The organism is Phenylobacterium sp. (assembly GCF_036501465.1).
In the GTDB taxonomy this organism is placed as follows: domain Bacteria; phylum Pseudomonadota; class Alphaproteobacteria; order Caulobacterales; family Caulobacteraceae; genus Phenylobacterium.
Genome location: NZ_DASYAF010000016.1, coordinates 1 through 24,392 on the forward strand (window position 1 = coordinate 1; position 24,392 = coordinate 24,392).

At 68.9% G+C, this 24,392-nt stretch carries 26 protein-coding genes and 1 tRNA gene; 9 read left to right on the top strand and 18 right to left on the bottom strand.

Going from position 1 to position 24,392, the window contains the following annotated elements:
* Together VGL85_RS01680 and VGL85_RS01685 are read left to right on the top strand one after the other, a co-directional pair.
* Positions 1-931: AAA family ATPase (locus VGL85_RS01680; protein ID WP_331585344.1), on the top strand; the 931-nt coding region annotated here is incomplete at its 5' end.
* A gap of 311 nt (positions 932-1,242) precedes the next feature.
* Positions 1,243-1,410 carry a hypothetical protein gene (locus VGL85_RS01685; protein ID WP_331585346.1) on the top strand — a complete coding sequence of 56 codons (168 nt, stop codon included), beginning with the start codon at positions 1,243-1,245 and terminating at the stop codon, positions 1,408-1,410.
* 88 nt (positions 1,411-1,498) lie between these two features.
* Here VGL85_RS01685 and VGL85_RS01690 read toward each other — a convergent pair whose 3' ends face one another.
* Positions 1,499-1,936: an HIT family protein gene (locus VGL85_RS01690; protein ID WP_331585348.1), complete on the bottom strand. Its 438-nt coding sequence runs from the start codon at positions 1,934-1,936 to the stop codon at positions 1,499-1,501.
* A gap of 58 nt (positions 1,937-1,994) precedes the next feature.
* On the opposite strand from VGL85_RS01690, the gene VGL85_RS01695 reads away from it, so the two are divergent.
* Positions 1,995-2,594, top strand: a complete 600-nt coding sequence (locus VGL85_RS01695; RefSeq protein WP_331585350.1) for a DUF4287 domain-containing protein — start codon at positions 1,995-1,997, stop codon at positions 2,592-2,594.
* 100 nt (positions 2,595-2,694) lie between these two features.
* Here the strand turns inward: VGL85_RS01695 and VGL85_RS01700 are convergent, their stop codons facing one another.
* The 4 genes from VGL85_RS01700 to VGL85_RS01715 form a co-directional block, all read right to left on the bottom strand.
* Positions 2,695-3,822 carry a GNAT family N-acetyltransferase gene (locus VGL85_RS01700; RefSeq protein WP_331585453.1) on the bottom strand — a complete coding sequence of 376 codons (1,128 nt, stop codon included), beginning with the start codon at positions 3,820-3,822 and terminating at the stop codon, positions 2,695-2,697.
* A 34-nt stretch (positions 3,823-3,856) separates the two neighbouring features.
* Positions 3,857-4,621, bottom strand: a complete 765-nt coding sequence (locus VGL85_RS01705) for a glycerophosphodiester phosphodiesterase family protein (RefSeq protein ID WP_331585352.1) — start codon at positions 4,619-4,621, stop codon at positions 3,857-3,859.
* 13 nt (positions 4,622-4,634) lie between these two features.
* A complete protein-coding gene (locus VGL85_RS01710; protein WP_331585354.1) occupies positions 4,635-5,096 on the bottom strand; it encodes a RidA family protein in 462 nt (153 codons plus the stop codon).
* A gap of 164 nt (positions 5,097-5,260) precedes the next feature.
* Positions 5,261-5,698 (bottom strand): TIGR01841 family phasin, encoded by a 438-nt coding sequence (locus VGL85_RS01715; protein WP_331585356.1) that lies wholly within the window; start codon positions 5,696-5,698, stop codon positions 5,261-5,263.
* 313 nt (positions 5,699-6,011) lie between these two features.
* Between VGL85_RS01715 and VGL85_RS01720 the strand changes: the two genes are divergently transcribed.
* A complete protein-coding gene (locus VGL85_RS01720; RefSeq protein ID WP_331585358.1) occupies positions 6,012-7,295 on the top strand; it encodes a D-alanyl-D-alanine carboxypeptidase in 1,284 nt (427 codons plus the stop codon).
* On the opposite strand, the gene VGL85_RS01725 is transcribed toward VGL85_RS01720, so the two are convergent.
* From VGL85_RS01725 to VGL85_RS01740, 4 genes are all read right to left on the bottom strand, one after another.
* Entirely contained in the window at positions 7,279-7,458 is a 180-nt protein-coding gene (locus VGL85_RS01725) for a hypothetical protein (RefSeq protein WP_331585360.1), read from the bottom strand. The two genes, VGL85_RS01720 and VGL85_RS01725, sit on opposite strands and share 17 nt — an antisense overlap.
* Before the next feature lie 41 nt (positions 7,459-7,499).
* The gene (locus VGL85_RS01730) at positions 7,500-7,934 is read right to left on the bottom strand and encodes a J domain-containing protein (protein ID WP_331585362.1); all 435 of its coding nucleotides are present in this window, start codon (positions 7,932-7,934) and stop codon (positions 7,500-7,502) included.
* Positions 7,935-7,945: 11 nt separating this feature from the next.
* Positions 7,946-8,779, bottom strand: a complete 834-nt coding sequence (locus VGL85_RS01735) for a division plane positioning ATPase MipZ (RefSeq protein ID WP_331585365.1) — start codon at positions 8,777-8,779, stop codon at positions 7,946-7,948.
* Between the two features lie 104 nt (positions 8,780-8,883).
* Complete coding sequence (locus tag VGL85_RS01740; RefSeq protein WP_331585367.1) at positions 8,884-9,291, bottom strand: DUF1489 domain-containing protein; 408 nt, start codon at positions 9,289-9,291, stop codon at positions 8,884-8,886.
* A 108-nt stretch (positions 9,292-9,399) separates the two neighbouring features.
* Here VGL85_RS01740 and VGL85_RS01745 point away from each other — a divergent pair, with 108 nt between their 5' ends.
* The 3 genes from VGL85_RS01745 (at position 9,400) to VGL85_RS01755 (ending at position 14,600) form a co-directional block, all read left to right on the top strand.
* A complete protein-coding gene (locus VGL85_RS01745) occupies positions 9,400-11,187 on the top strand; it encodes a patatin-like phospholipase family protein (RefSeq protein ID WP_331585369.1) in 1,788 nt (595 codons plus the stop codon).
* Between the two features lie 355 nt (positions 11,188-11,542).
* A complete protein-coding gene (locus VGL85_RS01750) occupies positions 11,543-12,235 on the top strand; it encodes a PEPxxWA-CTERM sorting domain-containing protein (RefSeq protein ID WP_331585371.1) in 693 nt (230 codons plus the stop codon).
* A 133-nt stretch (positions 12,236-12,368) separates the two neighbouring features.
* Positions 12,369-14,600 carry a penicillin acylase family protein gene (locus tag VGL85_RS01755; RefSeq protein ID WP_331585373.1) on the top strand — a complete coding sequence of 744 codons (2,232 nt, stop codon included), beginning with the start codon at positions 12,369-12,371 and terminating at the stop codon, positions 14,598-14,600.
* Positions 14,601-14,709: 109 nt separating this feature from the next.
* Here the strand turns inward: VGL85_RS01755 and VGL85_RS01760 are convergent, their stop codons facing one another.
* The 7 genes from VGL85_RS01760 to VGL85_RS01790 all read right to left on the bottom strand — a co-directional run bounded on the left by VGL85_RS01760 (position 14,710) and on the right by VGL85_RS01790 (position 20,145).
* Entirely contained in the window at positions 14,710-15,081 is a 372-nt protein-coding gene (locus VGL85_RS01760; protein ID WP_331585375.1) for a hypothetical protein, read from the bottom strand.
* 67 nt (positions 15,082-15,148) lie between these two features.
* Positions 15,149-15,586 carry a DUF3574 domain-containing protein gene (locus VGL85_RS01765; protein ID WP_331585377.1) on the bottom strand — a complete coding sequence of 146 codons (438 nt, stop codon included), beginning with the start codon at positions 15,584-15,586 and terminating at the stop codon, positions 15,149-15,151.
* A complete protein-coding gene (locus tag VGL85_RS01770) occupies positions 15,583-16,749 on the bottom strand; it encodes an isovaleryl-CoA dehydrogenase (protein ID WP_331585379.1) in 1,167 nt (388 codons plus the stop codon). Before VGL85_RS01770 ends, VGL85_RS01765 begins: the two co-directional genes overlap by 4 nt.
* 69 nt (positions 16,750-16,818) lie before the next feature.
* The gene (locus VGL85_RS01775; protein ID WP_331585381.1) at positions 16,819-18,093 is read right to left on the bottom strand and encodes a lysozyme; all 1,275 of its coding nucleotides are present in this window, start codon (positions 18,091-18,093) and stop codon (positions 16,819-16,821) included.
* An 86-nt stretch (positions 18,094-18,179) separates the two neighbouring features.
* Positions 18,180-19,616 (bottom strand): magnesium transporter, encoded by a 1,437-nt coding sequence (mgtE, locus tag VGL85_RS01780; protein WP_331585383.1) that lies wholly within the window; start codon positions 19,614-19,616, stop codon positions 18,180-18,182.
* A 61-nt stretch (positions 19,617-19,677) separates the two neighbouring features.
* Positions 19,678-19,762: transfer RNA gene (locus tag VGL85_RS01785), tRNA-Leu, on the bottom strand.
* A 77-nt stretch (positions 19,763-19,839) separates the two neighbouring features.
* Positions 19,840-20,145, bottom strand: coding sequence for a FliM/FliN family flagellar motor switch protein (locus VGL85_RS01790; RefSeq protein ID WP_414695149.1), 306 nt, complete (start codon positions 20,143-20,145; stop codon positions 19,840-19,842).
* Positions 20,146-20,157: 12 nt separating this feature from the next.
* On the opposite strand from VGL85_RS01790, the gene lipB reads away from it, so the two are divergent.
* Both lipB and VGL85_RS01800 read left to right on the top strand, forming a co-directional pair.
* Positions 20,158-20,898 carry a lipoyl(octanoyl) transferase LipB gene (lipB, locus tag VGL85_RS01795; protein WP_331585387.1) on the top strand — a complete coding sequence of 247 codons (741 nt, stop codon included), beginning with the start codon at positions 20,158-20,160 and terminating at the stop codon, positions 20,896-20,898.
* Between the two features lie 41 nt (positions 20,899-20,939).
* Entirely contained in the window at positions 20,940-21,896 is a 957-nt protein-coding gene (locus VGL85_RS01800) for an SPOR domain-containing protein (protein WP_331585389.1), read from the top strand.
* Positions 21,897-21,907: 11 nt separating this feature from the next.
* Here the strand turns inward: VGL85_RS01800 and VGL85_RS01805 are convergent, their stop codons facing one another.
* Both VGL85_RS01805 and VGL85_RS01810 read right to left on the bottom strand, forming a co-directional pair.
* A complete protein-coding gene (locus VGL85_RS01805) occupies positions 21,908-22,327 on the bottom strand; it encodes a DUF805 domain-containing protein (protein ID WP_331585391.1) in 420 nt (139 codons plus the stop codon).
* A gap of 60 nt (positions 22,328-22,387) precedes the next feature.
* Positions 22,388-24,367: an acetyl/propionyl/methylcrotonyl-CoA carboxylase subunit alpha gene (locus VGL85_RS01810; protein WP_331585394.1), complete on the bottom strand. Its 1,980-nt coding sequence runs from the start codon at positions 24,365-24,367 to the stop codon at positions 22,388-22,390.
* Positions 24,368-24,392 lie beyond the last annotated feature (25 nt).

The following is a 24,392-nucleotide window of genomic DNA, read 5'->3' on the forward strand; positions in this document are numbered from 1 at the left end:
GGACAAGGCGATCGAGTCGCTCGCCGCCTCGATCAAGCTCGCGCGCGCGGGCCTGCGCGACGCCCAGAAGCCGATCGGCTGCTACCTGTTTTCCGGCCCCACCGGGGTCGGCAAGACCGAGGTGGCGCGCCAGCTGGCCTCGACCCTGGGCATCGAGCTGCTGCGCTTCGACATGTCGGAATATATGGAGCGCCACACGGTCAGCCGCCTGATCGGCGCGCCTCCGGGCTACGTCGGCCATGACCAGGGCGGCCAGCTCACCGACGCGGTCGACCAGCACAAGCACGCGGTGGTCCTGCTCGACGAGATCGAGAAGGCGCACCAGGACGTCTACAACATCCTGCTGCAGGTGATGGACCACGGCACCCTGACCGACTCGAACGGCAAGAAGGTCGATTTCAGGAACGTGATCCTGATCATGACCACCAACGCCGGCGCGTCGGACGCCCAGAAGAACTCCATCGGCTTTGGCCGCGGCAAGGCGGACGACGAGGTTGACGAGGCCCTGAAGCGGCTGTTCACGCCGGAATTCCGCAACCGCCTGGACGCCATCGTCCAGTTCAAGTCGCTGACCCCGGAGATCATCCGCCAGGTGGTGCTGAAGTTCGTCATGCAGCTGGAGGCGCAGCTCGCCGACCGCCACGTGACGATCGAGACCTCCGACGACGCCACCGACTGGCTGGCGAAGAACGGCTTCGACGAGCTCTACGGCGCCCGGCCGCTGGCCCGGGTGATCCAGGAGAACATCAAGAAGCCGCTGGCCGACGAGATCCTGTTCGGCAAGCTGATCAAGGGCGGCCACGTGCGCGTGGTGCTCAGGGACGGCAAGCTGGCCTTCGACATCGAAGGCGAGGACCACGAACCCGGCGCGCCGGTCATCGAGACGCCGGCGAAGGGCAAGCGCAAGGCCGAGCCGGAAGCGGTGGACTAGATGCACCTGCCTCCCCCGTCGCAGCAGCGACGGCGGGAGGGGGACCGCTCGCCGCAGAGCAAGCGGTGGAGGGGGCGAGCATCACCTCGAGCATCACCTCCAGATTTTCAACCAGCGAGTTGGCGCGCCGAGCTTGGGGCTCGCCCCCTCCACCATCGGCTCTACGGCCGATGGTCCCCCTCCCGCCGCTTTGCGGGGGAGGTCGGGTCGATGAACGTCGCCTGACCGGCCGCCTCGCGGGCGGTTCAGCTTGGCGGGCCTAGCGTGGCCTTGAGCCTGAAGAAGGCCCGACACGCTGAAGGAGACCCACCATGACCAAAGCTGTCCTGACCGCCCTGATCCTCACCCTGGCCGCCGGCGCCCTGTCGGCCTGCGCCACCTATCCCGTGCGCGAGCGCGTGGTGGTTGGCGAACGCGGCCCCTGGGTCGGCGGCCACTACGACCGTTTCGGCGCTTGGATCCCCGGCCACTATCGCTAGGTCGCGGCGCCTATCGGAGGAACTCCCGTGATCAAGCTGATCCTGGCCGTCCTGATGATCGCCGCCGGAGCTCTGTCGGCCCCGCGCCCTAACTGATCTTCGCCGCGATCTGCTCGGCCAACATCTTCAGCTCGGCCGGATCGGCCATGCCGCTCTCGCCGTGCCGCCCCAGCGCCACGCCTTCCCAGCGCGGGATGATGTGGACATGCAGGTGGAAGACCGTCTGGCCGGACACCGAGCCGTTGAACTGGGTGACCGTCAGGGCGTCCGGGTTCAGCGCGGCGCGCACCGCGCGGGCCACCCGTTGGACCCCTTGGAACAGGTGGGAGAGCGTCTGCGGCTCCTCCTCCAGGAGGTTGCGGGCCGAAGAGTGCTTGGGGATCACCAGGGTGTGGCCCCTGGCCTGCGGGAAGACGTCCATGAACGCCAGCACGTGGTCGTCCTCGAACACCTTGGCCGCCGGCGCCTCGCCGCGCAGGATCTTGGCGAAGATGTTGCCGTCGTCGTAGGTCCCGTCCAAGCTCATGGGCCGCGCTCCTGAAGCCGATCAGGGGTGGTAGCAAATCGCTCGGGAGGTTGGAACGATGGCCGCCGACAGCAAGCAGATCGCCCCGCCGTCGGGCCTGTCGCCGCGCCAGCAGAAATGGTTCGCCTCGGTGCAGGCCAGCCTGGAGCGCGACACCGGCAAGACGCTCGAGGAATGGGTGGCGATCGCCAGGACCTGTCCGGAGACCGGCCCGCGCAAACAGGCGGCCTGGTTCAAAGAGAACTACGGCCTGCTGCAGAACCGCGCCATGCACGTGCTGTCGGTGGCCTTCCCGTCCGAGCATCGCTGGGACGACGACAGCGGCGCCCAGCGTGACGCCCTATGGTCCGACCCGGCCTCGCGGGCGATCCTGGAAGCGGTCGAGGCCGCGGCCAACGAACTGCCCGACGTGGTCATGGGCCAACGCAAGCAGGTCACCTCTTTTAGCCGCGAGTTCCAGTTCGCGTCGGTGAAGCCGATCAAGGGCGGCAAGGCCTCGCTGGGCCTGGCGGTCACGCCGGACGCCGACCCGCGCCTGGAGGTTCCGAAGAACGAAAGCTGGTCGGAGCGGCTGAAGTCCAAGCTGCTGTTGGAAAACGCCGCGGCGGTGGACGCCTCAGTAAAAGCGCTGCTGAAGGCCTCCTGGGAGCGGAGTTGATCCGCGTCCCCGGCGGAAACCGGGGCCCAAGCTGAATCCGAATGACTCGCGTGGCTGGTTGAGCACCGCATGGATCCCGGCTTTCGCCGGGAAAGCCGGGCTAATCGCTCTTGAACGGCGAATATTCCTCCGCCAGCCACTCCATCTCCTGCTCCACTCCGGCGCGTTCCTGCATGACGAAGCGTTCGACGGGGCCGCGCAGCGCCGGGTCGGCGATGTAGTGGGCGGAATAGACGGGCTTCGGCAGATAGCCGCGGGCGATCTTGTGCTGGCCCTGGGCGCCGGCCTCCACGCGGGCGAGGCCCCGGCCGATGGCCCACTCGATGGCCTGGTAGTAGCAGAGCTCGAAGTGCAGGAAGGGCACGTCCTCGACGCAGCCCCAGTTGCGGCCATACAGGCAATCGTCACCGATCAGGTTGAGCGCGCCGGCGATCCAGCGGCCGCCCTTCCGCGCCATCACCAGCAGCACGCGCCCGGCCATCCGCGCGCCGAGCTCGGAGAAGAACGGGCGGTTGAGGTAGGGGCGGCCCCACTTGCGCGAGCCGGTGTCCATGTAGAAGCCGAAGAAGGCGTCCCAGTGGTCCTCGGTGATCTCCACGCCGGTCAGGCAGGCGATCTCCAGGCCCTGGACGGCGTCGCGGCGTTCGCGGCGGATGGTCTTGCGCCGGCCGGACGACAGGGCGGCCAGGAAGTCCTCGAAGGTGGAATAGCCGCGGTTTTCCCAGTGGTACTGCTGGCCCTCGCGCCGGGCCAGGCCCTGCTCGCCCATCCAGCGCCACTCGTCCTGAGTCGGGAAGTTGATGTGCAGCGAGGAGGTCCCGTAGCGTTCGCAGAGCGTCAGCGCCCCGCCCAGTAGGAAGCGGCGCGCCTCGTCCAGGTTGACGTCCGGCCGGGCCAGCAGGCGCGGGCCGGTGGCGGGCGTGAACGGCGCGGCCGACAGCAGCTTCGGATAGTAGTGGCCGCCCGCCCGCTCATAGGCGTCGGCCCAGGCGTGGTCGAAGATGTATTCGCCCTGGCTGTGGGACTTCCGGTAGAGCGGCATGACGGCGGCGACCTGCCCCGCCTCGTCCTCCACCGCCAGGTGCGTCGGGCCCCAGCCGGTGCGCTCCACGGCGCAGTCGGTGGCTTCCAGGGCGTCGAGGAAATCGTAGAGCACGAAGGGGTTGCCGTGCGGCGCGGCGCAGGCGTCCCAGGCTTCGCGGCCGATCTCGGCGATACGGCGGGCCATGGTGACCGCCGGCTTGAGACTCACGCCCCACGCCTCAACAAGGGGAGAAGCCTTCGAAGATCAGGTTGTCGCAACCGTCCCTGACGGCCTCCCATTCCTCAGGCTTGCGGACAGTCCAGGCGACGATCGGCAGGCCCTCGATGCGCAGGCCAGCGGCCTCGTGGCTGGGCAGCATGTCGAGGCCCAGCGCCAGGAAGTGCGGCCGCGCGATCGCCACATGCTCCAGCCGGGAAAAGCTGTGGCGCTGCTCCTCGGAAAGATGCGGCGCCTTCTTGTAGGAATAGGAGTCCAGGCCACGCATCACGCCCGGGAACCGCTCGGCGAACCAGGCGTGGCTGTAGGGGTTGAAGCCGATGATGCAGACCGGACCTGCGTGGTCGATGATGATCTCGTGCGTCCGCTGCTCCAGCGGCCCGACGTGACCCCAGGGCGTCTTGAGCTCGACATGGACCAGGGCGCGCCGGCCGACCAGGGCCAGGGTCTCGGCGAGCGTCGGGATGCGCTCGTCCGTCCCCTTCAGGCGCAGTTCGGAGAGTTCGGCGGCGGTGCGGTCGGAAAGCCGGCCCTCGGCGCCGGTCATCCGCGCCAGGTCGTCGTCGTGGAAAACCATCGCCTCGCCGTCAGCGGACAGCTGGACGTCGAGTTCGACGCCGTAGCCGGCGGCGCAGGCGGCCTGGAACGCGGCCAGCGAGTTCTCCGGCGCGCCATCCGGACTCCACAGCCCGCGGTGCGCCACCGGCGGGTGGAAGAGCCGCTCCCACGCCTCGCCGAACCGCGCCTGCAGGGCCATGTCCTTCATGGGAACCGGGCCTTCACCGGACGGCCACCACGGCGTCCACCTCCACCGCGAAGTTCATCGGCAGGCGGTAGACGCCCACGGCCGAGCGGGCGTGGCGACCGGCGTCGCCGAACGCCTCGACCATCAGGTCGGAGCAACCGTTCACCACCTGGGGGATCTCGAAGAAGTTCGGGCCGGCCTGGACGAAGCCGCCCAGCTTGACCACCCGGGCCACCCGGTCGAGGTCGCCCTCGCAGGCGGCCTTCATCTGGGCCAGCAGCGACAGGCCGCAGAGCCGGGCCCCGCGCTTGGCGGTCTCCAGGTCCACATCCTCGCCGACCACGCCCTTGATGCCGCCGTTCGCGTCCAGCGACACCTGGCCGGAAATGTGGACGAGGTCGCCCACCCGCACGAACGGCACATAGTTGGCGACGGGCGCGTTGGGCTGCGGCAGGACCACGCCGGCGGCGCTGAGGCGATCTTCGATCTGGGACATGGGCGCAGGTCTAGCGCCCTCGCCTGCCCGCGAACAGGCCCGAAAAACGAAAAGGGCCGGAGCTTGGCTCCGGCCCCCAACACTGAAAAGTAAGAGGGCCGGAGCTGGGCTCCGGCCCTTACGCCCCAAACGCTATGCGGGGCGGCACTCTACTTGGGGGGCTCTTAGCGAGCAGCCTGCAGGCGCTCGACCATGGCGGTCACGCGCTCGTTCAGCGGCTTGACACTGTCCTTCACCGAGGCTGACACGGTCTCGGTCATGCGGCCCAGCTCGGCCATGTAGGCTTCCAGCGCCGACTTGGCGAAGGAGGTCTGCAGCTCGACGACTTCCTGCACGCTCTTGGCGGTGGTCAGCGACTTGGCGGCCGCGACGTTGGCTTCGAACGAGGTCTTGGAATAGGCCATCGCCTGGGCGCCCAGGGCTTCCGCGCCCTTGGTGGCGGCGGTGATCGAGGCCACGACCGCTTCCAGGTTCTTCTTGGAGTGAGCGTTGGCGTCGTTGAGCGCGGTGAGGGTCTTCTCGACGCCGTCCTTGAAGGCGGTGTTCGAGGCGGCGGTGAATTGGTCGACCGTGGACTTCACGGCTTCGGCGGCGGCGGCCATGGGTGATCTCCGGGGGTTCGGTTCGAATCGGGGCTGGGTGGACGAGAGGCCCGGGGGCGGGACCTCTTTAAACGCAACAGGGGTATCTCATGTTGCAGTGCAGTAGTCAATCACTTTTTGTGCAGTGCACAATCGGAAGGTTAATAATTGTAATCCTTAAGGAAATCAGGAAGCTGAACTGTAGTGCGGCGCACCGCGACAAAAGCGCCCGTTCAACTCCTGTTTACTCTAATTTCAGGTTCGGCCTGTCATGGTAGGAGATGCCAGGGCGGTCTCACGGCCGTTCTCAACCCTTTGATTCGACGGACGAAGCATGATCGCCACGCGCGCCCGCCGCCTGTTCCTAGCGTTAGGTCTGGCCGCAGCAACCGCCCTTCCCGTCGTCGCCACCCCGGCGACCGCGCAGATTCCCTACTTCCAGAATCTGCTGGCGGCCTCGCAGACCAAGTACGCGGCGATCGTGGTGGACGCGAAGTCCGGCGAGATCCTCTACGCCAAGCACGCCGACAGCCCGCGCTACCCCGCGTCGATCACCAAGATCATGACGCTCTACCTGACCTTCGAGGCCCTGGCCTCGGGCAAGCTGCACCTGGAAGACCGGGTGGTGATCTCGCCGCACGCCGCGGCGCAGTCTCCGACCAAGCTGGGCGTCCGCGCCGGCGACTCGATCAGCGTCGAGGAAGCCATGGACGGCATGGCCACCCGCTCGGCCAATGACGCGGCCGTGGCCATGGCCGAGAAGATCGGCGGCACCGAAAGCCGCTTCGCCGCCCTGATGACCCTGCGCGCCCAGGAACTGGGCATGCAGAACACCCACTTCGTGAACGCCTCGGGCCTGCCGGACAGCCGCCAGCTGTCGACGGCGCGCGACATCGCCATCCTGAGCCGCGCGGTGATGCGGGACTACCCGCAGTACTACAAGCTGTTCTCGATGCAGGAATTCCGCTTCCGCGGACAGACCATCGCCAACCACAATCACCTGCTGGGCCGCATGGCCGGCGTCGATGGCCTGAAGACCGGCTTCACCAACGCCTCGGGCTTCAACCTGGCCGTCAGCGCGGTGCGCGACAACCGCCGGCTGATCGCCGTGGTCATGGGCGGGCCCTCGACCGCGCTTCGCGACGAGAACGCCGAGAGCCTGCTGATCACCGGCTTCGACGTCATGCGCCGCCGCGCCAACGGCGAGAAGATCGTGGTGGCTCAGAACATGTTCGAGCCCACCGAGCTGAACGGCCCGGTGGTGCGCCCGCCCGTCGAGCAGGGCGATGGCGACCAGGACCAGTTGAAGATCGTGCTGACCGGTGCGCCCGCCGGCAAGGCCGGCAAGGTCGCTGTCGAAAAGCAGAGCCCCCGGCTCGCCAAGGCCAAATGGGCCGTGCAGGTGGGCGAGTTCCGCTCCAAGTCCGACGCCCGCGCCCAGATCGCCCTGGTGGCGAAGAAGTTCGGCGACCAGTTCGACGGCGCCCGCGGCGCGGCGGACAAGGCCGGACGTCGCTACAAGGCGGTGTTCACCGGCTTCACCGAGTCCGACGCCAAGGGCGCGTGCCACGCGCTGAAGGCCAAGCGCCTCGCCTGCGAAGTCATCCGGCCGGCTTGATCGGCTCGGACGGCGGCGCGGGCGTGAAGCCCGATACGACCTCGTCCCCCACCACGGTCACCGCCGGGCGGCTCCGCACCGGCTGACGCATCAGCGCGTTGATCTCCGCCTCGCTCAGCAACGGCGGCGTCTCGGCTGGAGGGATGTCTTTTGACCGGTCCATCAGGCCGATGAACCGCGATCCTGCGGCAAGGTTCCGAACCTTCAGTCGCCCAGCAGCGTATCGCGCGCCGCGTTCAGCTGCGCCGCCAGGCCGCTCGTGCCGCCCTTGTCAGGATGCACCGAGCGCATCAGCCGCGTGTAGGCGGTCTTGATCTCCTTGGCCGTGGCGTCCGGCCCCACGCCCAGGATCGAGCGGGCTTCGGCCTCGGTCATCGCAGCGGAGCGGCGCGGCGGCGGCGGCGCGGCGGGCCTGGGCGTGTTGAGCCGCGCGGTGGTCACAAGCCACAGACCCAGGATCACCAGGATGATCGAGATTTCCCAGCCGCCGCGCAGGCCGACATAGGCGGCGCCCGCGAAGGCGGCGAGCGCGAAGCCGCTGGAGACCAGCCGCCACTCGCGGCGCTTGAACACCATCTGCCCTCGCCCCAGACCCACCAGGAGCCAGAGGATCGCGGCCCCGATCAGCAGGTAGAGCACGGCCGCTCCATCTATTCGGCGGCGATCTGCTCGGCGTCGGAGAAGCCCGAGAGGCCGAGCGCGGTCATCAGGGCCCGCAGCTCCTGGCGCGCCGCCACGTGCTGCAGCGACATCACCACCGGGCGGATGGTCGGCGACAGGTCCGCCACCGTCAGGCCGAAGGGGAACAGTTCGCGATAGATCACCCGGTCGCGCAGGCCGGGGCCGATGCGGAAGCCCACCTTCCTGGAGAGCGTCTCGATCCGCTCTTCCAGGCGCTTGCGGTTGCGCGCCTCGGTGGGCGCCAGGCGATTGCGCAGCACCACCCAGTCGATCTGCTTGCGGTCCTTGACCGCGCGGGCCTTGCGGCTTTCCCAGACCGTTTCGGAATAGAGGCTGTGGCGCTTCAGCTCCAGGGTCACCGGATCGACCACGCCCAGCATGTCGAAATCCACGAAGCTGTCGTTCATCGGGGTGACGATCAGGTCGGCGCGGCCATGGGCGGCGCGGCTTATGGCGGTGTCGGACCCGGGCGTGTCGATCAACACGAAGTCGGCGTGGCCGGCCAGGTCCTCGAAGGCCTCCTCGAAGCGGGCCAGGGCCTCGGCGTCCGGCGCGAGCGCCAGCGCCTTGCCGTCGGCGCTCAACGGATGCTCCACCGGCATGGGCGCGGTCGCACCGTTGGCCGAAAGCCAGGCGCGGCGGTTGGCGAAAAAGTGGCCCATGGACTGCTGACGCAGGTCCAGGTCGAGCACCGCGACGGTGGCGCCCGCGTGCAGCAGGGCGGTCGTCGTGTGAATGGCGATGGTGGACTTGCCGGCCCCGCCCTTCTCGTTGCCGATCACGATCACGCTGGCTTTCGGCATCTCTTAACTCCTCACCCCGGCCGGCTTCGCGCCGAATCACCCAGCCCCTAGATGAGCGCGGCGGAGGCGGGCCGGTCAACGCGGCGTCAGGTCGTGCCTGTGGGCTACCAGGCCCCGGCCTCACGCAGCCGCCGCGCCAGGTCGGTGGGCACGTCGCCGAAGCTGTCCTGCGGCAGGTCGGGCGGGGCGTCGTTGCCGTCCAGGTAGCGCCAGCCCTGGAACGCCCGGCGCGGCGTCGGGGCGACGCGGATCGGCGTCTCGTCCAGCGTCACCTCGCAGCGGGCCGTGACGCCCTCGCCCACGGTGTTCACGTCGAGGATCGCCTGGCGGCAGAGGATCACGCCCTTGAACACCCGGTAAACCGAGCCGCCGTCGACCAGCTCCGCCGCGCGCTTGGGCGTCTGGCGGGTGCGCAGGATCCAGGGCTCGCCGGGGCCACGGCTCGCGTGCCATTCGAGCAGCTCCTCGATGGTGTCGCAGCCGACCACCAGCTTGATCATGTGCAGGGCCATGCCTCTGGCTTAGGACCGGATGCGGGCTTTGGCCAGTGGGGCGCCTTGCCGCCGAACGGCGCCCGGCAGCCATGGCCCCGACTCTGCCCGCGCGCTAGGGTCGTCCTCGTGTCCCGGCTGCCTGAGATTCCCGATGAGTCGGCGCTGGCGCGGCTCTTCCACCAGGAGCGCGTGCAGGAAGAGGCCGTCTGGTTCTCCCTGCCCGGCGGCGCGACCCTGTTCGCGGCCGGCGATGTCTCCGACCAGCTTTACTTCCTGCGCGCGGGACGACTCGGCGCCTTCCGTCGCGAGCCCGGCCACGAGACCCAGTTCCTGGGCGTGATCCGCCCCGGCGAGCCGGCCGGGGAGATGAGCCTGATCGCCGAGGCGCCCCACTCCGCCGATGTGGTGGCGCTGCGCGACTGCGAGATCATCGCCGTGCCGCGCGACGTCTTCCTGGAGGCCTGCGAGGCCGACACGGCGGTGATGATCGAGCTCGCCAAGCTGATGATGCTGCGCAGCCGCCAAGCGGTGACCAAGGGCGGCGTCGGCGAGCCCTCGGTGTTCGGCTTCATCTCGCTCGGCGCGCCGGGCGCGCTCAGGCCCCTGGTGGAGCGGCTGGCGACCGAGATCGCCAGGCTGGGTTATAGCGTCACCACCATCGGCGCCGAGGCGCAGACCGCGCCCACCGAGTGGTTCTCCGACGTCGAGAAGACCCACGACTTCGTGCTTTATGTGGCCGAAACGGGCGACACCGGCTGGCGGCAGATGACCGCGCGGCAGGTGGACCGGCTGTTCCGCGTCGGCCGCGGCGATCGCAAGCCGCCAGGCGCAGGAGCCACTACCGACGACCGTTCGCCCCTGCAGGCCCAGCAGCTGGTCGACCTGATCCTGCTGCAGCCGCCCGACATCGACCGGCCGCAAGGGTCGGAGGCGTGGCTGGACGCCGCCCATCCCGCGCGCCTGTTCCACCTGCGCCGCGACCACGATGGCGACATCAAGCGGCTGGGCCGGGTGCTCACCGGCCAGTCGGTGGGCTTGGTGCTGTCGGGCGGCGGGGCGCGGGCCTACGCCCACGTGGGCGCGGTCCGGGCGTTGCGCGAGCGCGGGGTGCCCATCGACTTCGTGGGCGGGGTCTCCATGGGCGCGGTGATCGCCGCGGGCGTGGCCATGGGCTGGAACGACGACGAGCTGGAGACCCGCATCAGGGAGGCCTTCGTCGACACCAGCCCGCTGGCCGACATCGCGCTGCCGCTGCTGGCCATGACCCACGGACTGAAGGTCAACGACCGCCTGGCGCACCATTTCGGCGAAACCCAGATCGCCGACCTGTGGCTGCCGTTCTTCTGCCTGTCGTCGAACCTGACCACCGGCGCCTACCAGATGCACCGGCGCGGCCTGCTGCGCCGCGCGCTGCGGGCCTCGGTCTCCCTGCCCGGCATCCTGCCGCCAGCCATCGACGACAACAATGTGCTGGTGGACGGGGCGGTGATGAAGAACTTCCCGGCTGACGTGATGCGCGCCAGCCAGCTCGGCCCGATCGTCGGCGTCGACGTCACCCAGGGCCGCAGCATCACCGCCGACGACGTGGCCCGGCCGGCTTCGGTGTGGCGCTGGATCTGGTCGGGCGAATGGCGCAGAGGCCCGCCGATCGTCTCGCTGCTGATGCGCACGGCCACGGTCTCCACCTCCCGCGACCTGACGGCCGCGCGGGAGGCCACCGACGTGCTGGTGCTGCCCGACGTGTCGAAGGTGGAAATCCGCGACTTCGGCGCCTATGCCCCAGCCGTCGCCGAGGGCCACCGCGCCACGATCGAGGCGCTCGACAAGCTCGCCCAGCCCGTCCAGACCCTGCGCCGCCGCCTAAGCCTCGAGGAGCTGGCGGCCGCCAAGCGCCGGGCCTCCGTCGCCCGCTGATCCTGCGTCATTCGGGCGTTTGCGCAGGCCCCCGAAGCGACCCATATTTGGGGTCCTTGCTTTGGCAACTGAAAGGAGGTGATCCAGTGTCTCATAGTTTCATCCGTGGATCGGAAACCGTGACCTGGACCTCCGCTTGCGGGGTCTGCGCCTAAGTCGATCTGGCATAGGTCGCGTGCCGCTACGCGGTCCGACTATGGAAAGGCCGCTTCCGCAAGGAGGCGGCCTTTCGCTTTACGGACGCTGGCCCCAACCGAGTTCTGGCCCCAACCGAATTCTGGCACGGATCGTGCGCTGACGCCCTGATCCCTGGTCCAGGTGGGCCAGAACGGTTCAGCGTCGAAGGGGCGTCAGAATGAAGATCATGGCTTTCGTGGCCGTTGCGGCAGGCGCCTTGGCGCTGACGGGCGCAGCCCAGGCGGCGTCCATCGACGGGCTCTATAACACGGGCGTCACCGACGCCGGCGTCCAGGCGCCGAACGGCGTCGACAGCCATTGGACGCTGGACGGCGGGGCGGCCTACATCAGCGGCACCCAGGGCGTCTTCCCGCTGAACGGGCCGTGGCTGTCGGAGTCCGACGACACGACCTCGCGCTGGATCACACCCACTCCGACCGCCGGGGACTCGGTCGATCCGCGCAACGCCGGCTTCTATCAATATTCGCTGACCTTCGACCTGACCGCCGACCAGGCGGCCGGGGCCAGCCTGTCGGGCCAGTTCGCGGCCGACAACGGCATCCAGTGGATCAAGCTGAACGACCAGACCATCCTCGGCTCGGAGAGCGGTCCCTCGATCGGCAACTTCAGTTCCTGGTCGGCCTTCTCGGCGGCCTCGCCGAACTTCCAGGCCGGCGCCAACACCATCACCTTCGACGTGATCAACTTCGGTCAGGAAAGCGGCAACCCCAGCGGTCTGCGCGTCGAATTCCTCAGCAGCAGCGAAGGCGGCGTTCCTGAGCCGGCGTCCTGGGCCCTGATGATCGGCGGCTTCGGCCTGGCCGGCGCGGCGCTCCGTCGCCAACGCCGCACGGCGGTCGCCGCGGCCTAGCCGCCGACCGGACGAGACGTCCACAAGACCGACGCGCCGCCAGTCTCCGGATTGGCGGCGTTGTCATGCCTGGCGCCTTGCATTCCTGTCCCACGCTCGCAAAGGTCCGCCCACGATTTGCGGGGCGATTTCGATGTCGAGTTTGCGTTTGATCCTGATGGCGGCCGCCGCCGGCATGATGGCTGGAGCGGTCCAGGCGGCCCCACCGCCCAAAGGCGGCCACGGCGACCTCGCCCGGCTGAAGGCCGAGGCGGCGCGGGTGAGCATCGTGCGCGACGACTGGGGCATCGCCCACGTCCACGGCAAGACCGACGCCGACGCCGTCTTCGGCATGATCTACGCCCAGGCGGAAGACGACTTCAACCGCGTGGAGATGAACTACGTGACCGCGCTCGGCCGCACCGCCGAGGCCGAGGGCCAGGCGGCGATCTGGGCCGACCTGCGTTACAAGCTGTTCGTCGATCCCGTTGATCTGAAAGCGAAATATGCGCAGAGCCCAGATTGGCTGAAGGCGCTGATGAACGGCTGGGCCGACGGGCTGAACTTCTACCTCGCCACCCATCCCGGGACCCATCCGAAGGTGATCCGCCACTTCGAGCCCTGGATGGCGCTCAGCTTCACCGAGGGCAGCATCGGCGGCGACATCGAGAAGTATGTCGCCCTGCCCCAGCTCGAGGCCTTCTACGGCGATCCCCAGACCGCCGAGGCCAAGGCGGCCGTCCAGGCCAAGATCGAATTGGCGGAGGCCGACGCCCTGAAGTTCAAGGAGCCCTCCGGCTCCAACGGCATGGCGCTCGGCCCACAGGTCACCAAGAACGGTCATGCCCTGCTCCTGATCAATCCACACACCTCGTTCTACTTCCGCTCCGAGCTGCAGATGACCAGCGACGAGGGCCTCGACGCCTATGGCGCGGCGACCTGGGGCCAGTTCTTCATCTACCAGGGCTTCAACAGCCACGACGGCTGGATGCACACCTCCACCGGCGCCGACACGGTGGACGAGTTCGCCGAGACCATCGTCAAGCAGGACGGCAAGCTGTTCTACCGCCACGGGTCGGAGCTTAAGCCGGTCGCCGTCTCGACGATCACCGTGCCCTATCGCACCCCCGAGGGCGGCATGGCCTCGAAGAGCTTCACTGTCTTCCGCACCCATCACGGCCCGATCGTGAAGGCGCAAGGCGGCAAGTGGATCGCCATCGCCCTGATGAACAAGCCGATCGCGGCGCTGGAGCAATCGTTCGGCCGCACCAAGACCCACGACCTGCCGAGCTTCCTGAAGGTGGCCGAGCTGGACGCCAACTCCTCCAACAACACCCTGTTCGCCGACGACAAGGGCGAGACCGCCCTGCTGCTGCCGCAGTTCATGCCCAAGCGCGACAACCGCTTCGACTGGACCAAGCCGGTGGACGGCGCCGACCCGGCGGCCGACTGGCAGGGCATGACGCCCTTCGCCGACATGCCCAAGGTGGTGAACCCCAAGGACGGCTGGGTCTACAACTCCAATGACAGCCCCTGGAACGCCTCGGGCGCCGAGAGCCCCAAGGCGTCGGCCTTCCCCCGCTACATGGACCAGGTGGGATCGAACCCGCGCACGCCGCACGCGATGAAAGTGCTGTCGGGCCATTCCGGCTTTACCCTGCAGACCCTGATCGACGCCGACTTCGACCCCTGGCTGCCGGAATTCTCGCGGCTGATCCCGAAGTTGACGGCGGCCTACGACGCCCTGCCCGCGTCAGACCCGATGAAGACGAAGCTCGCCGAGCCGATCGCCGCCCTGCACGCCTGGGACTGCCGCTGGTCGGCCGCCTCGACCGAGACCTCGCTGGCGGTGGGCTTCGGCGAGGCCCTGTTCGCCAAGAGCGCCAAGCCGGCGAAGGCAGGGGGCGTGAACGTCTACGACTACATGGCCGAGCGGACGACGCCAGCCGACAAGCTCGAGGCCCTGGCCGAGAGCGCCGATCGGCTGACCGCCGACTTTGGGACTTGGAAGGTGGCCTGGGGCGAGATCAACCGCTTCCAGCGGATCGACGACGCCATCGCGCCGCACTTCGACGACGCCAAGCCCTCGATCCCGGTGCCCTTCGCCTCGGCCCAGTGGGGCTCGCTGGCCTCGTTCGGCGCCAAGCGTTATCCGGACACCAAGAAATACTACGGCTCCAGCGGCAACAGCTTCGTGGCGGTGGTGGAGTTCGGGCCGAAAGTCCACGCCAGGGCGGTGACCGCCGGCGGCGAGAGCGGCGACCCGACCTCGAAGCACTTCACCGACGAGGCCCAGCGCTACGCCTCGGGCGACTTCCGCGAAGTCTACTACTATCCAGACCAGCTCGTCGGTCACACCGAGCGCACCTATCACCCCGGAAGCTGAGCCATAAGTATTTGAAATTTAAAGCGTCGCCCTAGGAACCTTTTGGCGACTCCGCACGGTTTGGCTGCATCCTTAAAGCGATGCAGGAGCCATCCATGCTGCGATCGGGTCATCTTCTCGCCGGCGCCATCGGCGCGGGCTTCATCCTCGTCGGCGCGGCCGCCGCCCAGGCGCCCAGCTCGACCCCCGCCCTGCCATCCAACCCTGCCGCGCCCACCTTGCCCGGAGCCGCGCCCAGCACGACGACCCCGCCGGCGCCCACGGCGACCACGCCGCCCAGCAGCACGACGGATCCGGCCTCGTCGAGCGCCAGCAGCGCGTCGAGCTCCAGCCAGGACACCGCCGCGACCTCGCCGGGCTCCTCCAGCAGCGCGAGCAAGAAGTCCAAATCACCGTCCGGCGCGGTCAACTGCGCGCCCGGCGCGACCAAGACGCCGAGCGGCCAGCCCTGCGCGACGTCGAGCGCCAGTCCCTCGACCACGCCGCACTAGGCTGACGTCGAAACGCAAGCGACGGAGCCGCCGGTCCGCGCCGGCGGCTCTTTCGCGTCAGAAGGCGACGCAGGCCGCCTGGGTGATCACCAGCACCGAATCCTGGCGGAAACGCTCCTTGTAGGCCTTGCGCGCCGTGTTCACCCGGGCCTCCGCGTCATGGGCCTTGGGCAGGACGATCAGCACCACCTTGGCGGCCTCGCGGATCATCTTGTTCTCGTCGCCCTTCCACTGACCGCCGCCGTCCAGCACGGTCAGGCCCTCGGGGAAGAGCGGGGTCAGCACCTTGTCGGTGAAGTCGCGGAACTCGGCCTCGCTGACCTCCGGCCGCTCGCCGATGTTGCGGCCGAAGAAGAGCTCGGCCGTGCGCCGCGGTTCCTGCCCCGTCGGACAGACGGGCGATGGCGGCTCGGAGCGAACGCTGATGCAGCCGGCCAGCGGCGCCGCCAGCGCGATCAGCCCTGCGGCCGCCATGGCGCCCCCGCCGCGCCTCATGCCCCGATCAACTCCCGTCCGATGAGGAACCGGCGAATCTCGTTGGTGCCCGCGCCGATGTCGTAGAGCTTGGCGTCGCGCACCAGGCGCTCCACCGGATATTCCTTGGTGTAGCCCGCCCCGCCCAGGGCCTGCACCGCCTCCAGGGAGACGCGCACGGCGTTCTCCGAGGCCATCAGGATCGCACCGGCGGCGTCGAACCGCGTGGTGAGGCCGGCGTCGCAGGCCTTGGCCACCGCATAGACGTAGGCGCGGGCCGAGTTCAGGGCCACGTACATGTCGGCCACCTTGCCCTGCATGAGCTGGAAGGAGCCGATCGCCTTGCCGAACTGCTTGCGCTCGCGCACGTAGGGCAGGACCACGTCCAGGCAGGCCTGCATGATGCCGAGCGGCCCGGCCGACAGCACGGTCCGCTCATAGTCCAGGCCGCTCATCAGCACGCCGACGCCGCCGTTCAGCGGGCCCAGGACGTTTTCCTCGGGGACCTCGCAGTCCTCGAACACCAGCTCAGCGGTGTCGGAACCGCGCATGCCCATCTTGTCGAGCTTCTTCGAAACGCTGAAGCCCTTCATGCCCTTCTCGATCAGGAAGGCCGTGATGCCCTTACCCGAAGCCTCCGGATCGGTCTTGGCGTAGACCACCAGGGTGTCGGCGTGGGGGGCGTTGGTGATCCAGAACTTGGTTCCGTTGAGCACATAGCGCTCGCCGGCCTTGCGGGCTGTCAGCCGCATGGAGACCACATCGGAGCCGGACCCGGCCTCGCTCATGGCCAGCGAGCCCACATGTTCGCCGCTGATCAGCTTGGGCAGGTAGCGGCGCTTCTGCGCGTCGGAGCCCCAGCGGCGGATCTGGTTCACGCAGAGGTTGGAATGGGCGCCGTAGCTGAGGCCGACGGAGGCCGAGCCGCGGCTGACCTCCTCCATGGCCACCACGTGCTCCAGATAGCCCAGGCCCAGGCCGCCGAACTCTTCCTCGACGGTGACCCCATGCAGGCCGAGCTCGCCCATTTCGGGCCAGAGCGCGCGCGGAAAGACGTTGGTCTCGTCGATCTCGGCGGCGATGGGCGCGATCCGGTCAGCGACGAAGCGCGCGGTGGTCTCGCGGATCGCGTCGGCCGTTTCGCCGAGCCCGAACTCCAGATTGGGGCCGTGATTGGGGATCATGCGGCCGGGCTTAGCATGCGTCGCCGCGCCCCGCGAGCTTGACCGTCCGAGCCGGAACCGCGACCGAAACTAGAGCTCGTCGTGCTCCGCCGCTCGGCCCAGACGATCGAGCAGCAGATAGACCGCGACCACGAAGAAGCCGACCCCCGCGACCCCCGCCAGGCCGCCGACGATCCGCGGCCCAAGCAGCTGGGAGCCCGCGATCGGCCGCGCATAAGTCGCCCAGAAGATGCCGCCGCCGAAGAAGATCAGGCCCAGGGCGGCGAGCGCCACCAGGGTCAGGACTCCGCCCTCCGGCCGCACCGGCAGGGGCTGGACCATGGGGGCGTCGAAGCTGAAGGGACCGCCTTCGTCGCCGCGGCGACGGCCCTGTTCGTGCGGCGTGTCGGCTTCGGCGGCGTCGGCCTCGATCACCGCGTCGTTGTGGTGGCCTTCGGGATCCTCCGGCCGACTGAAGAGGTCGGATTTCGGCGCCTCGTCCTCGAATTCGATGCGCGAAGCCCAGGGCGGCTCGGATGCCGCCGCTTCGGTCTCGTCCGCGGCGTCGGCCTCGGTATCAGGGGCGCGCAGGAAGAAGGGCGCCGGGCCTTCGAACGGCTCCGGTCGGGGCGAGGCCTCTGGCGACGTCATCGTTTCCGCCGAGTCCTGGAACAGGGTGGAAAGCCGCGCGGTGACCGCCTCGGCAGCCGTCTTGGCCGGCCCTTCGGCCTCTTCCGCCGGATCGGGCGGCACGGGAACGGGAGTGGGTTCGCCCTCTCGCAGGACGATCAGCTGTTCGCCCTCCAACGCGCTTGTCACCTCGACGGGCGCCTGCGCGGGCACGATGTCGTGGGCGTCGGCGTCCAGCAGCGGCCGCAGCAGCGGCGTGGGCGCGGCCACCCAGGCGCCGTCCGGCGGGGTCAGGAACAGCGCCTTCTCGGCGGCCCGGCGGCGGACCAGGGCGTCGACCACGATGCGCTCGCCGCCGACCATGGCCTTGCGCCACAGCTCCATGGCGCAGGCGGCGCGGATCAGGTCGCCCTCGTTCAGGCGTTTCAGCACGCCAGACTGCTGGAAGTTGTCGAGGCCGACGTTGAAGACGAAGGCCGCCAGCGCATCGAACTGGTTCTGGTTGAGCGGGGCGAACACCGCCTCATTGAGCGCGTGGCTGACCGCGATCAGGTCGTAGAGCAGCAGCGCCTCGGCGTCGTCCGCCGACACCTCCGCGCCCTGGCGCGCGGTCAGGGTGTGGCCATGGCCGATCGTCCAGCGCCCATCTGGCAGCTGAGCGGCCGTCCGGCGGCAGCCTTCGAACCGTTTGATCAGTTCGATGGCCGCCCGAGATACGCGATGGCGAGGCGACATGCCCTCTGCCCCAGTTTGACACACGCCCCCCGGGGCGTCCGGGTCTACTGGCAAGACCTGGACCGGAAGGCTAGGCGCCCCAACAATTACAACAGGATAAGGGCGGCAATGGCCAAAACGGCGAAGAAGCCCATGAAATCCGTCAGGAAGGTGATGAAGATCGAGGACGAGACCGCAGGATCGCGCCCGGTCCGCTCCAGCGCCAACGGGACCAGGATGCCGCCCACCGCGGCCGTGAAGATGTTGGCCACCAGCGCCAGGCCGACCGTGAGGGCCAGGCGAACGGCGAAGCCCCAGTTCTGGTGGTAGATCACCGTCACCGCCGCCCCCATGGCCAGCGCGACCACGAAGCCGTTGACGATGCCGGCGCCGAGCTCGCGCCAGATGATGCGCGCGGCGTTGGAGGCGTTCATTTCGCGAGACGCCAGCGCGCGGACGGCGACGGCCAGCGTCTGGGTGCCGGCGTTTCCGCCCACCGAGGAGACGATCGGCATCAGCACGGCGAGCGCGGTGATCTTGGCGATCTCGTCCTGGTAGAAGGCGATCGCGCCCACCGCCACGGCCTCGGTGGCGAGGTTCAGCACCAGCCAGAGCAGGCGTGAGCGCACGATCCCGAACAGGGTCGCGTCGCGGCCCGCGTCGGACACGCCGGCCAGGGCCAGGATGTCCTCCTCGGTCTCTTCCTGGATGACGCCGACGATGTCGTCGACGGTGATCTGGCCGACCAGCCGGCCGCCCGGCTCGGTGACCGGCGCGGAGATCAACCGATATTTGTTGAAGATGTAGGCGACCTCTTCCTGGTCCATGCCGACCGGGATTTCCGTCACCTGCTCCATGATCTGGGCGAGCGGCGTGTCGCGCGCGGTGCGCAGCAGGTGGCTCACCGGGCAGGCGCCGACCGGCTTGTAGGCCGGGTCCACCACATAGACGTCGAAGAACAGCTCCGGCAGGTCGCCGCTTTCGCGGCGCATGTGGTCGATGGTCTGGCCGACGGTCCAGAATTGCGGCGCGGCCACCACCTCGCGCTGCATCAGCCGCCCGGCGGTCTCGTCCTCGTAGGAGAGCGTGGTCTCGATGGCCGCCCGCTCGACCTCGGGCATGGCGGCCAGCACCTGGGCCTTCTTGTCCTCTTCCAGGTCGTCGACGACGTCGGCGGCGTCGTCGCTCTCCATTTCGCCCAGAGCCTGGGCCAGAAGGGCCGATGGCACGTGCTCGAGGATCTCCTCGCGGATCTCGGTGTCGAGATCGGCCAGCACTTCCGACAGGGTCTCAGCGTCGAGGTGGGTGACCAGCTCCTCGCGCTCGTCGGCGGAGATGAAGCCCATCAGGTCGGCGATGTCGGCCGGATGCAGCGCGCCCAGCAGTTCGCGCAGGCGCTCGGCGTCGCCGCGGTCCAGCGCGTCGACCACCATCGGCACATAGGCCGGGTTCAGCTCATAGTTCTCTTCGAGGGCGAGGTCTTCGAGGTCCTCGTCGGTCTCAGGTCGCGCCTTCAGCTCCAGGTCGTCCGTTTCACGGCTCATGCGGACCTCCCTGGTTGAATTCTGGCGCTATTTCCTAAGCGATTCCGAGACCTTGGTTCACTGGTGCGGTCGAGAAGACTCGAACTTCCACGGGTTGCCCCACAGCGACCTCAACGCTGCGCGTCTACCAATTCCGCCACGACCGCTCGTGGTGAGGCGCGGGGGGTAGCAAACAGTGGAGGCTTTGTGAAGGGCGGCGAAACCGCGCCCCGTCAGGGTCCGGCTAGAGGCCGCCGGCCATGAAGTCGTAGACGTTGGCTTCGCGGGTCACCTGGATCGAGATCTTCTCGTCGTTGATCTGGATTTCGCCGCGCGCCACCGGGTGGTTGTTGGCCAGGATCCAGACCTCGTCATTGACCCCGGCATCGAGCGGGATCACCGCGCCACGGCCCATGCGCAGCAGTTGCTGCATGGGGATCGACGAGCGCCCCAGCACCACCTGGATCTCCACATTGACGGCCTTGACCTGGCTCACGGACGAACACCCTTGCGGCACACGGGCTTTGCGGATCGCCGAGCCCGGGCCCACATTGGCCTCCACATGCTTGACCGGGTGTTAAACTTGGAAACGGAAGCGCCGATTTTCGGCCGCGGCGACGGTGCGCCCGCCGGCTGGGCGATTTCCCGCGCACCAGTGGCCTACCCGGACGCCGTGGCGGCCATGGAGGCCCGCGCCGCGGCCATCGCCGAGGGGCGCGCGGGCGAACTCGTCTGGCTGCTGGAACATCCGCCCCTCTATACGGCCGGCGTTTCAGCCAAGCCGGCGGACCTGCTGGATCCCGACCGCTTCCCGGTGTTCGAGACCGGCCGCGGCGGCCAGTTCACCTACCACGGTCCTGGCCAACGGGTGGCTTATGTGATGCTCGACCTGACCCAGCGGCGGCGCGACGTGCGGGCCTTTGTCGCGGCGCTGGAAGCCTGGGTGATCGGGGCGCTGGGGCGCTTCGATGTCACCGGCGAGGTGCGCGAGGGCCGGGTGGGCGTCTGGGTCGAGCGGCGCCAGGCCGGGACACCGGTCGGCCAGGACGGAAGCGGCGAGGACAAGATCGCCGCCATCGGGGTCAAGCTGCGCCGCTGGGTGTCGTTCCACGGCATATCGCTGAACGTGGCGCCCGATCTCGGCCATTTCAGCGGCATCGTGCCTTGCGGCCAGACGGAGCACGGGGTCACCAGCCTGGCGGACCTGGGCCTGCCGGTGACGCTGGACGCAGCCGACGCGGCCCTGCGCGCCAGTTTCACGCAAGTGTTCGGGCCGGTCAGCGACGCTTCGCCGCCGCTCTAGACGTCTTCCCGAAAGCTCCAGTCGGTGCGATGGAAGCGCCGATGCTTGACCGTAACCTCCGTCGCGACGCCCACCGCCGCCCGCCTCGCGCTGGCTGGGCGGCCGGCCTGGCGATGCTGGCCTTCGCCGCGCCGGCGCTGGGCCAGCCCCCGCCGATCACCTATCCCGCCTCACGCGCCCTGCCCGACGTGGCGGCCTGGCTGCAACGCGAAACGCCCCTGCAACTCGGCCAGGTGGTCGACGTAGGGCCCTCGGCGATCACCGCCATCACCTCGGTCCTGCCCCAGGGCGAGCCGCGCGGCTTCCTGGCGAGGGCCTCTTCCGAGGCGCTCGCGCCGCAGATCATCTCCGAGGACGGCGTCGCCTCCTGGAGCATTCCGGTGGAGGTGGACTGCGACCAGCGGCTGGTTCGGCTGGGGGAGATGACCGGCTACCGCAGCCGCGACCTGAGGACCGACGGCAAGGTCGTCCGCGAGGCCAATCCGACATGGGTGAAGCCGATCGCCAGCGCGCCGCTGGGCTCGGTGATCGCCGCCCTCTGCGACCGCGACTTCAAACGCCCCTTCGCGGCGAAGCGGTACGCCGCCGCCAAATCCGCGCCGACACCGCCCGCGCCCGCCAGATCCCAGGTGGCCGAGGCGAGCCCGCCACCGCCGCCGCTGCGCGCCGCGATCGCCCCGCCCAAGGCCGCCCTGCCGCCAAAGCCCCAGCCGGCCCCGAAGCCGGAAACCAAGGCCGAGCCGCCCAAGGGCGAGGGCGGCGTCGCCGTGCAGATCGGCGCCTCGTCGTCGAAGCCGGAGATCGAGGCCCTGCTGGCCAGGTTCCGCAAGGCCCACGCAGAGGCGCTGGGCGGGCTGAAGACCGACGTCGCGACCGTGCAGTCCGACGGCAAGACCGTGAACCGCGCCCTGATCCAGGGCTTCGCCTCCAACACCGAGGCGGGCGCCTTCTGCAAGAAGCTCGAAGCCGCGGGTCAGGCCTGCTTCATCCGGCGCTGACGCCCGTCCGGTCAGGGAACGGAAAAGGCGGGTTTGAGCGGGTTCTGACCATAGCGGTTCGCGCCGGTCTCACCCGGCATGACACCGAGTTCGATGATCGCCCAGATCACCACCAGGCCGAACAGGAAGGCGAGCGGCCCGAAGGCGCGGCCCGGCTCCGGCCAGATCGCCACCGTCGCCACCAGGACCAGCGCCGCCCACCAGCCGGAGCGGCCGCGGTCGTGCAGCCGCTTCGAGAGCACGCAGGTCGCGCAATAGAACAGCGGCGGATAGACGAACCAGCCGGTGATCCAGTGCAGCGCCGGCGGCGCGAAGTTGTCGTAAGCCGCGCCGATCACCAGCAGGATCACGGCCGCGATCCAGGACGGCGCCCGCGACGCGCGGCCGTCCGCGGAAAACAGCAGCTCCGCCCAGTCGACCTGGCCGTTCATGCCCGACCCTTCAAGATTCGGCCCCCAGATTCGGCCCAAACATAGCCCGAACCGCCGATCTCAGGCGAATTCCACCAGCACTTCGTCGGCGGCGACGCTGTCGCCGGCCTTGGCGTTCACCGCCTTGACCACCCCATCGCGCTCGGCGCGGATGATGTTCTGCATCTTCATCGCCTCGATGACGGCCACCGCCTCGCCGGTGCGGACCTGCTGGCCCACGGCGACGTCGAGGCTGACCACCAGGCCCGGCATGGGCGAGAGCACCATCTTGGAGGTGTCGGCGGCCTTCTTCGGTGGCAGCTTCTCGTGCAGCTCGGCGATGCGCGGCGTCAGCACCAGCACGCGGCCCGCGGCGGCGCGGTGACGGATGCGGAAGCCCTCCGGCGCGGGCTGGACCTCGGCGGTGAAGGCGCGGCCGTCCAGCACGCCCTTGAACACCGGCCGACCAGGCCGCCAGTCGATCTCCGAGAGCTTGAGCGTGCGGCCCTCGCCCAGGAACTCGACGCTCAGCGCCTCGCCATTGGTCACCCGAACCAGGCGCCGTTCGCCGTTCTCGATCACCACCCAGTCGTCGCGCAGCAGCTGCGGCGCCGCGCGCCGCGTCAGCACCCGGTGCATGGCGCAGGCGACAGCGGCCATCAGGTCGCGCTGGAACGGTGTCGGCGCGGCCCCCCAGAAGCCGTCGGGGAACTCGTCCTTGATGTAGTTGGTGGAGAGCTTGCCGGACCGGAACCGCGCCTGGTCCATCACCGCGGCCAGGAAGGGGATGTTCTGGCCCAGGCCCTCGACGTGGAAGTCCTCCAGCGCCCGGCCCATGGCGTCGATGGCGCCCTCGCGGGTCTTGGCCCAGGTGGAGAGCTTGGAGATCATCGGGTCGTAGAACATCGAGATCTCGTCGCCCTCGCGCACGCCGGCGTCGTTGCGCACCACCGCGCCCGTCGCCAGCTCACCCTCGGCCGGCGGTTCGTAGCGCACCAGGCGGCCGATCGACGGCAGGAAGCCGCGGTACGGGTCCTCGGCGTAGATCCGGCTCTCGATGGCCCAGCCCTTGATCTTCAGGTCGTCCTGCTTGAACGGCAGTTCCTGGCCATAGGCGGAGCGGATCATCTGCTCGACCAGGTCGACGCCGGTGATCAGCTCGGTGACCGGATGCTCCACCTGCAGGCGGGTGTTCATCTCCAGGAAGAAGAAGCTCTTGTCCTGGCCGGCCACGAATTCGACGGTGCCGGCGCTGTCGTAGCCGACGGCCTGGGCGAGCGCGACGGCCTGGGCGCCCATGGCCGCGCGGGTCTTGGCGTCCAGCAGGGGCGACGGCGCCTCCTCGATGACCTTCTGGTTGCGCCGCTGGATCGAGCATTCGCGCTCGAACAGGTGGACCACGTGGCCGTGCTTGTCGCCCAGCACCTGGATTTCCACGTGCCTGGGGCTCTCGATGAATTTCTCGATGAAGATGCGGTCGTCGCCGAAGCTGGCCTTGGCCTCGGCGCGCACCGCGGGGAAGCCCTCCTCGACGTCCTTGCGGTTCCAGGCGACGCGGATGCCCTTGCCGCCGCCGCCCGCCGAGGCCTTGATCATCACCGGATAGCCGATGTCCTCGGAGATCTTGATGGCGTGGGCGGTGTCGTCGATCTCGCCCACGTGGCCGGGCACCACCGAGACGCCCGCCTTGGTGGCGAACTTCTTGCTTTCGATCTTGTCGCCCATCGCCTCGATGGCGTGCGGGTTGGGGCCGATGAAGACGATCTTCTCGTCGGCGCAGCGCCTGGCGAAGCCGGCGTTCTCCGACAGGAAACCGAAGCCCGGGTGGATCGCTTCAGCCCCAGTCGAGCGGCAGGCCTCGATGATCTTGTCGGCCAAGAGGTAGGACTGGGCCGCCGGCGGCGGGCCGATGAACACGCTCTCGTCGGCCATCTCCACGGCCATCGAGTCGGCGTCGGCCTCGGAATAGACCACCACCGTGGCGATCCCCATCCGGCGGCAGGTCTTGATGATGCGGACCGCGATCTCTCCGCGGTTGGCGATCAGGATCTTCGAAAACATCTACGCGGACTTCTCCCCGCCGGCC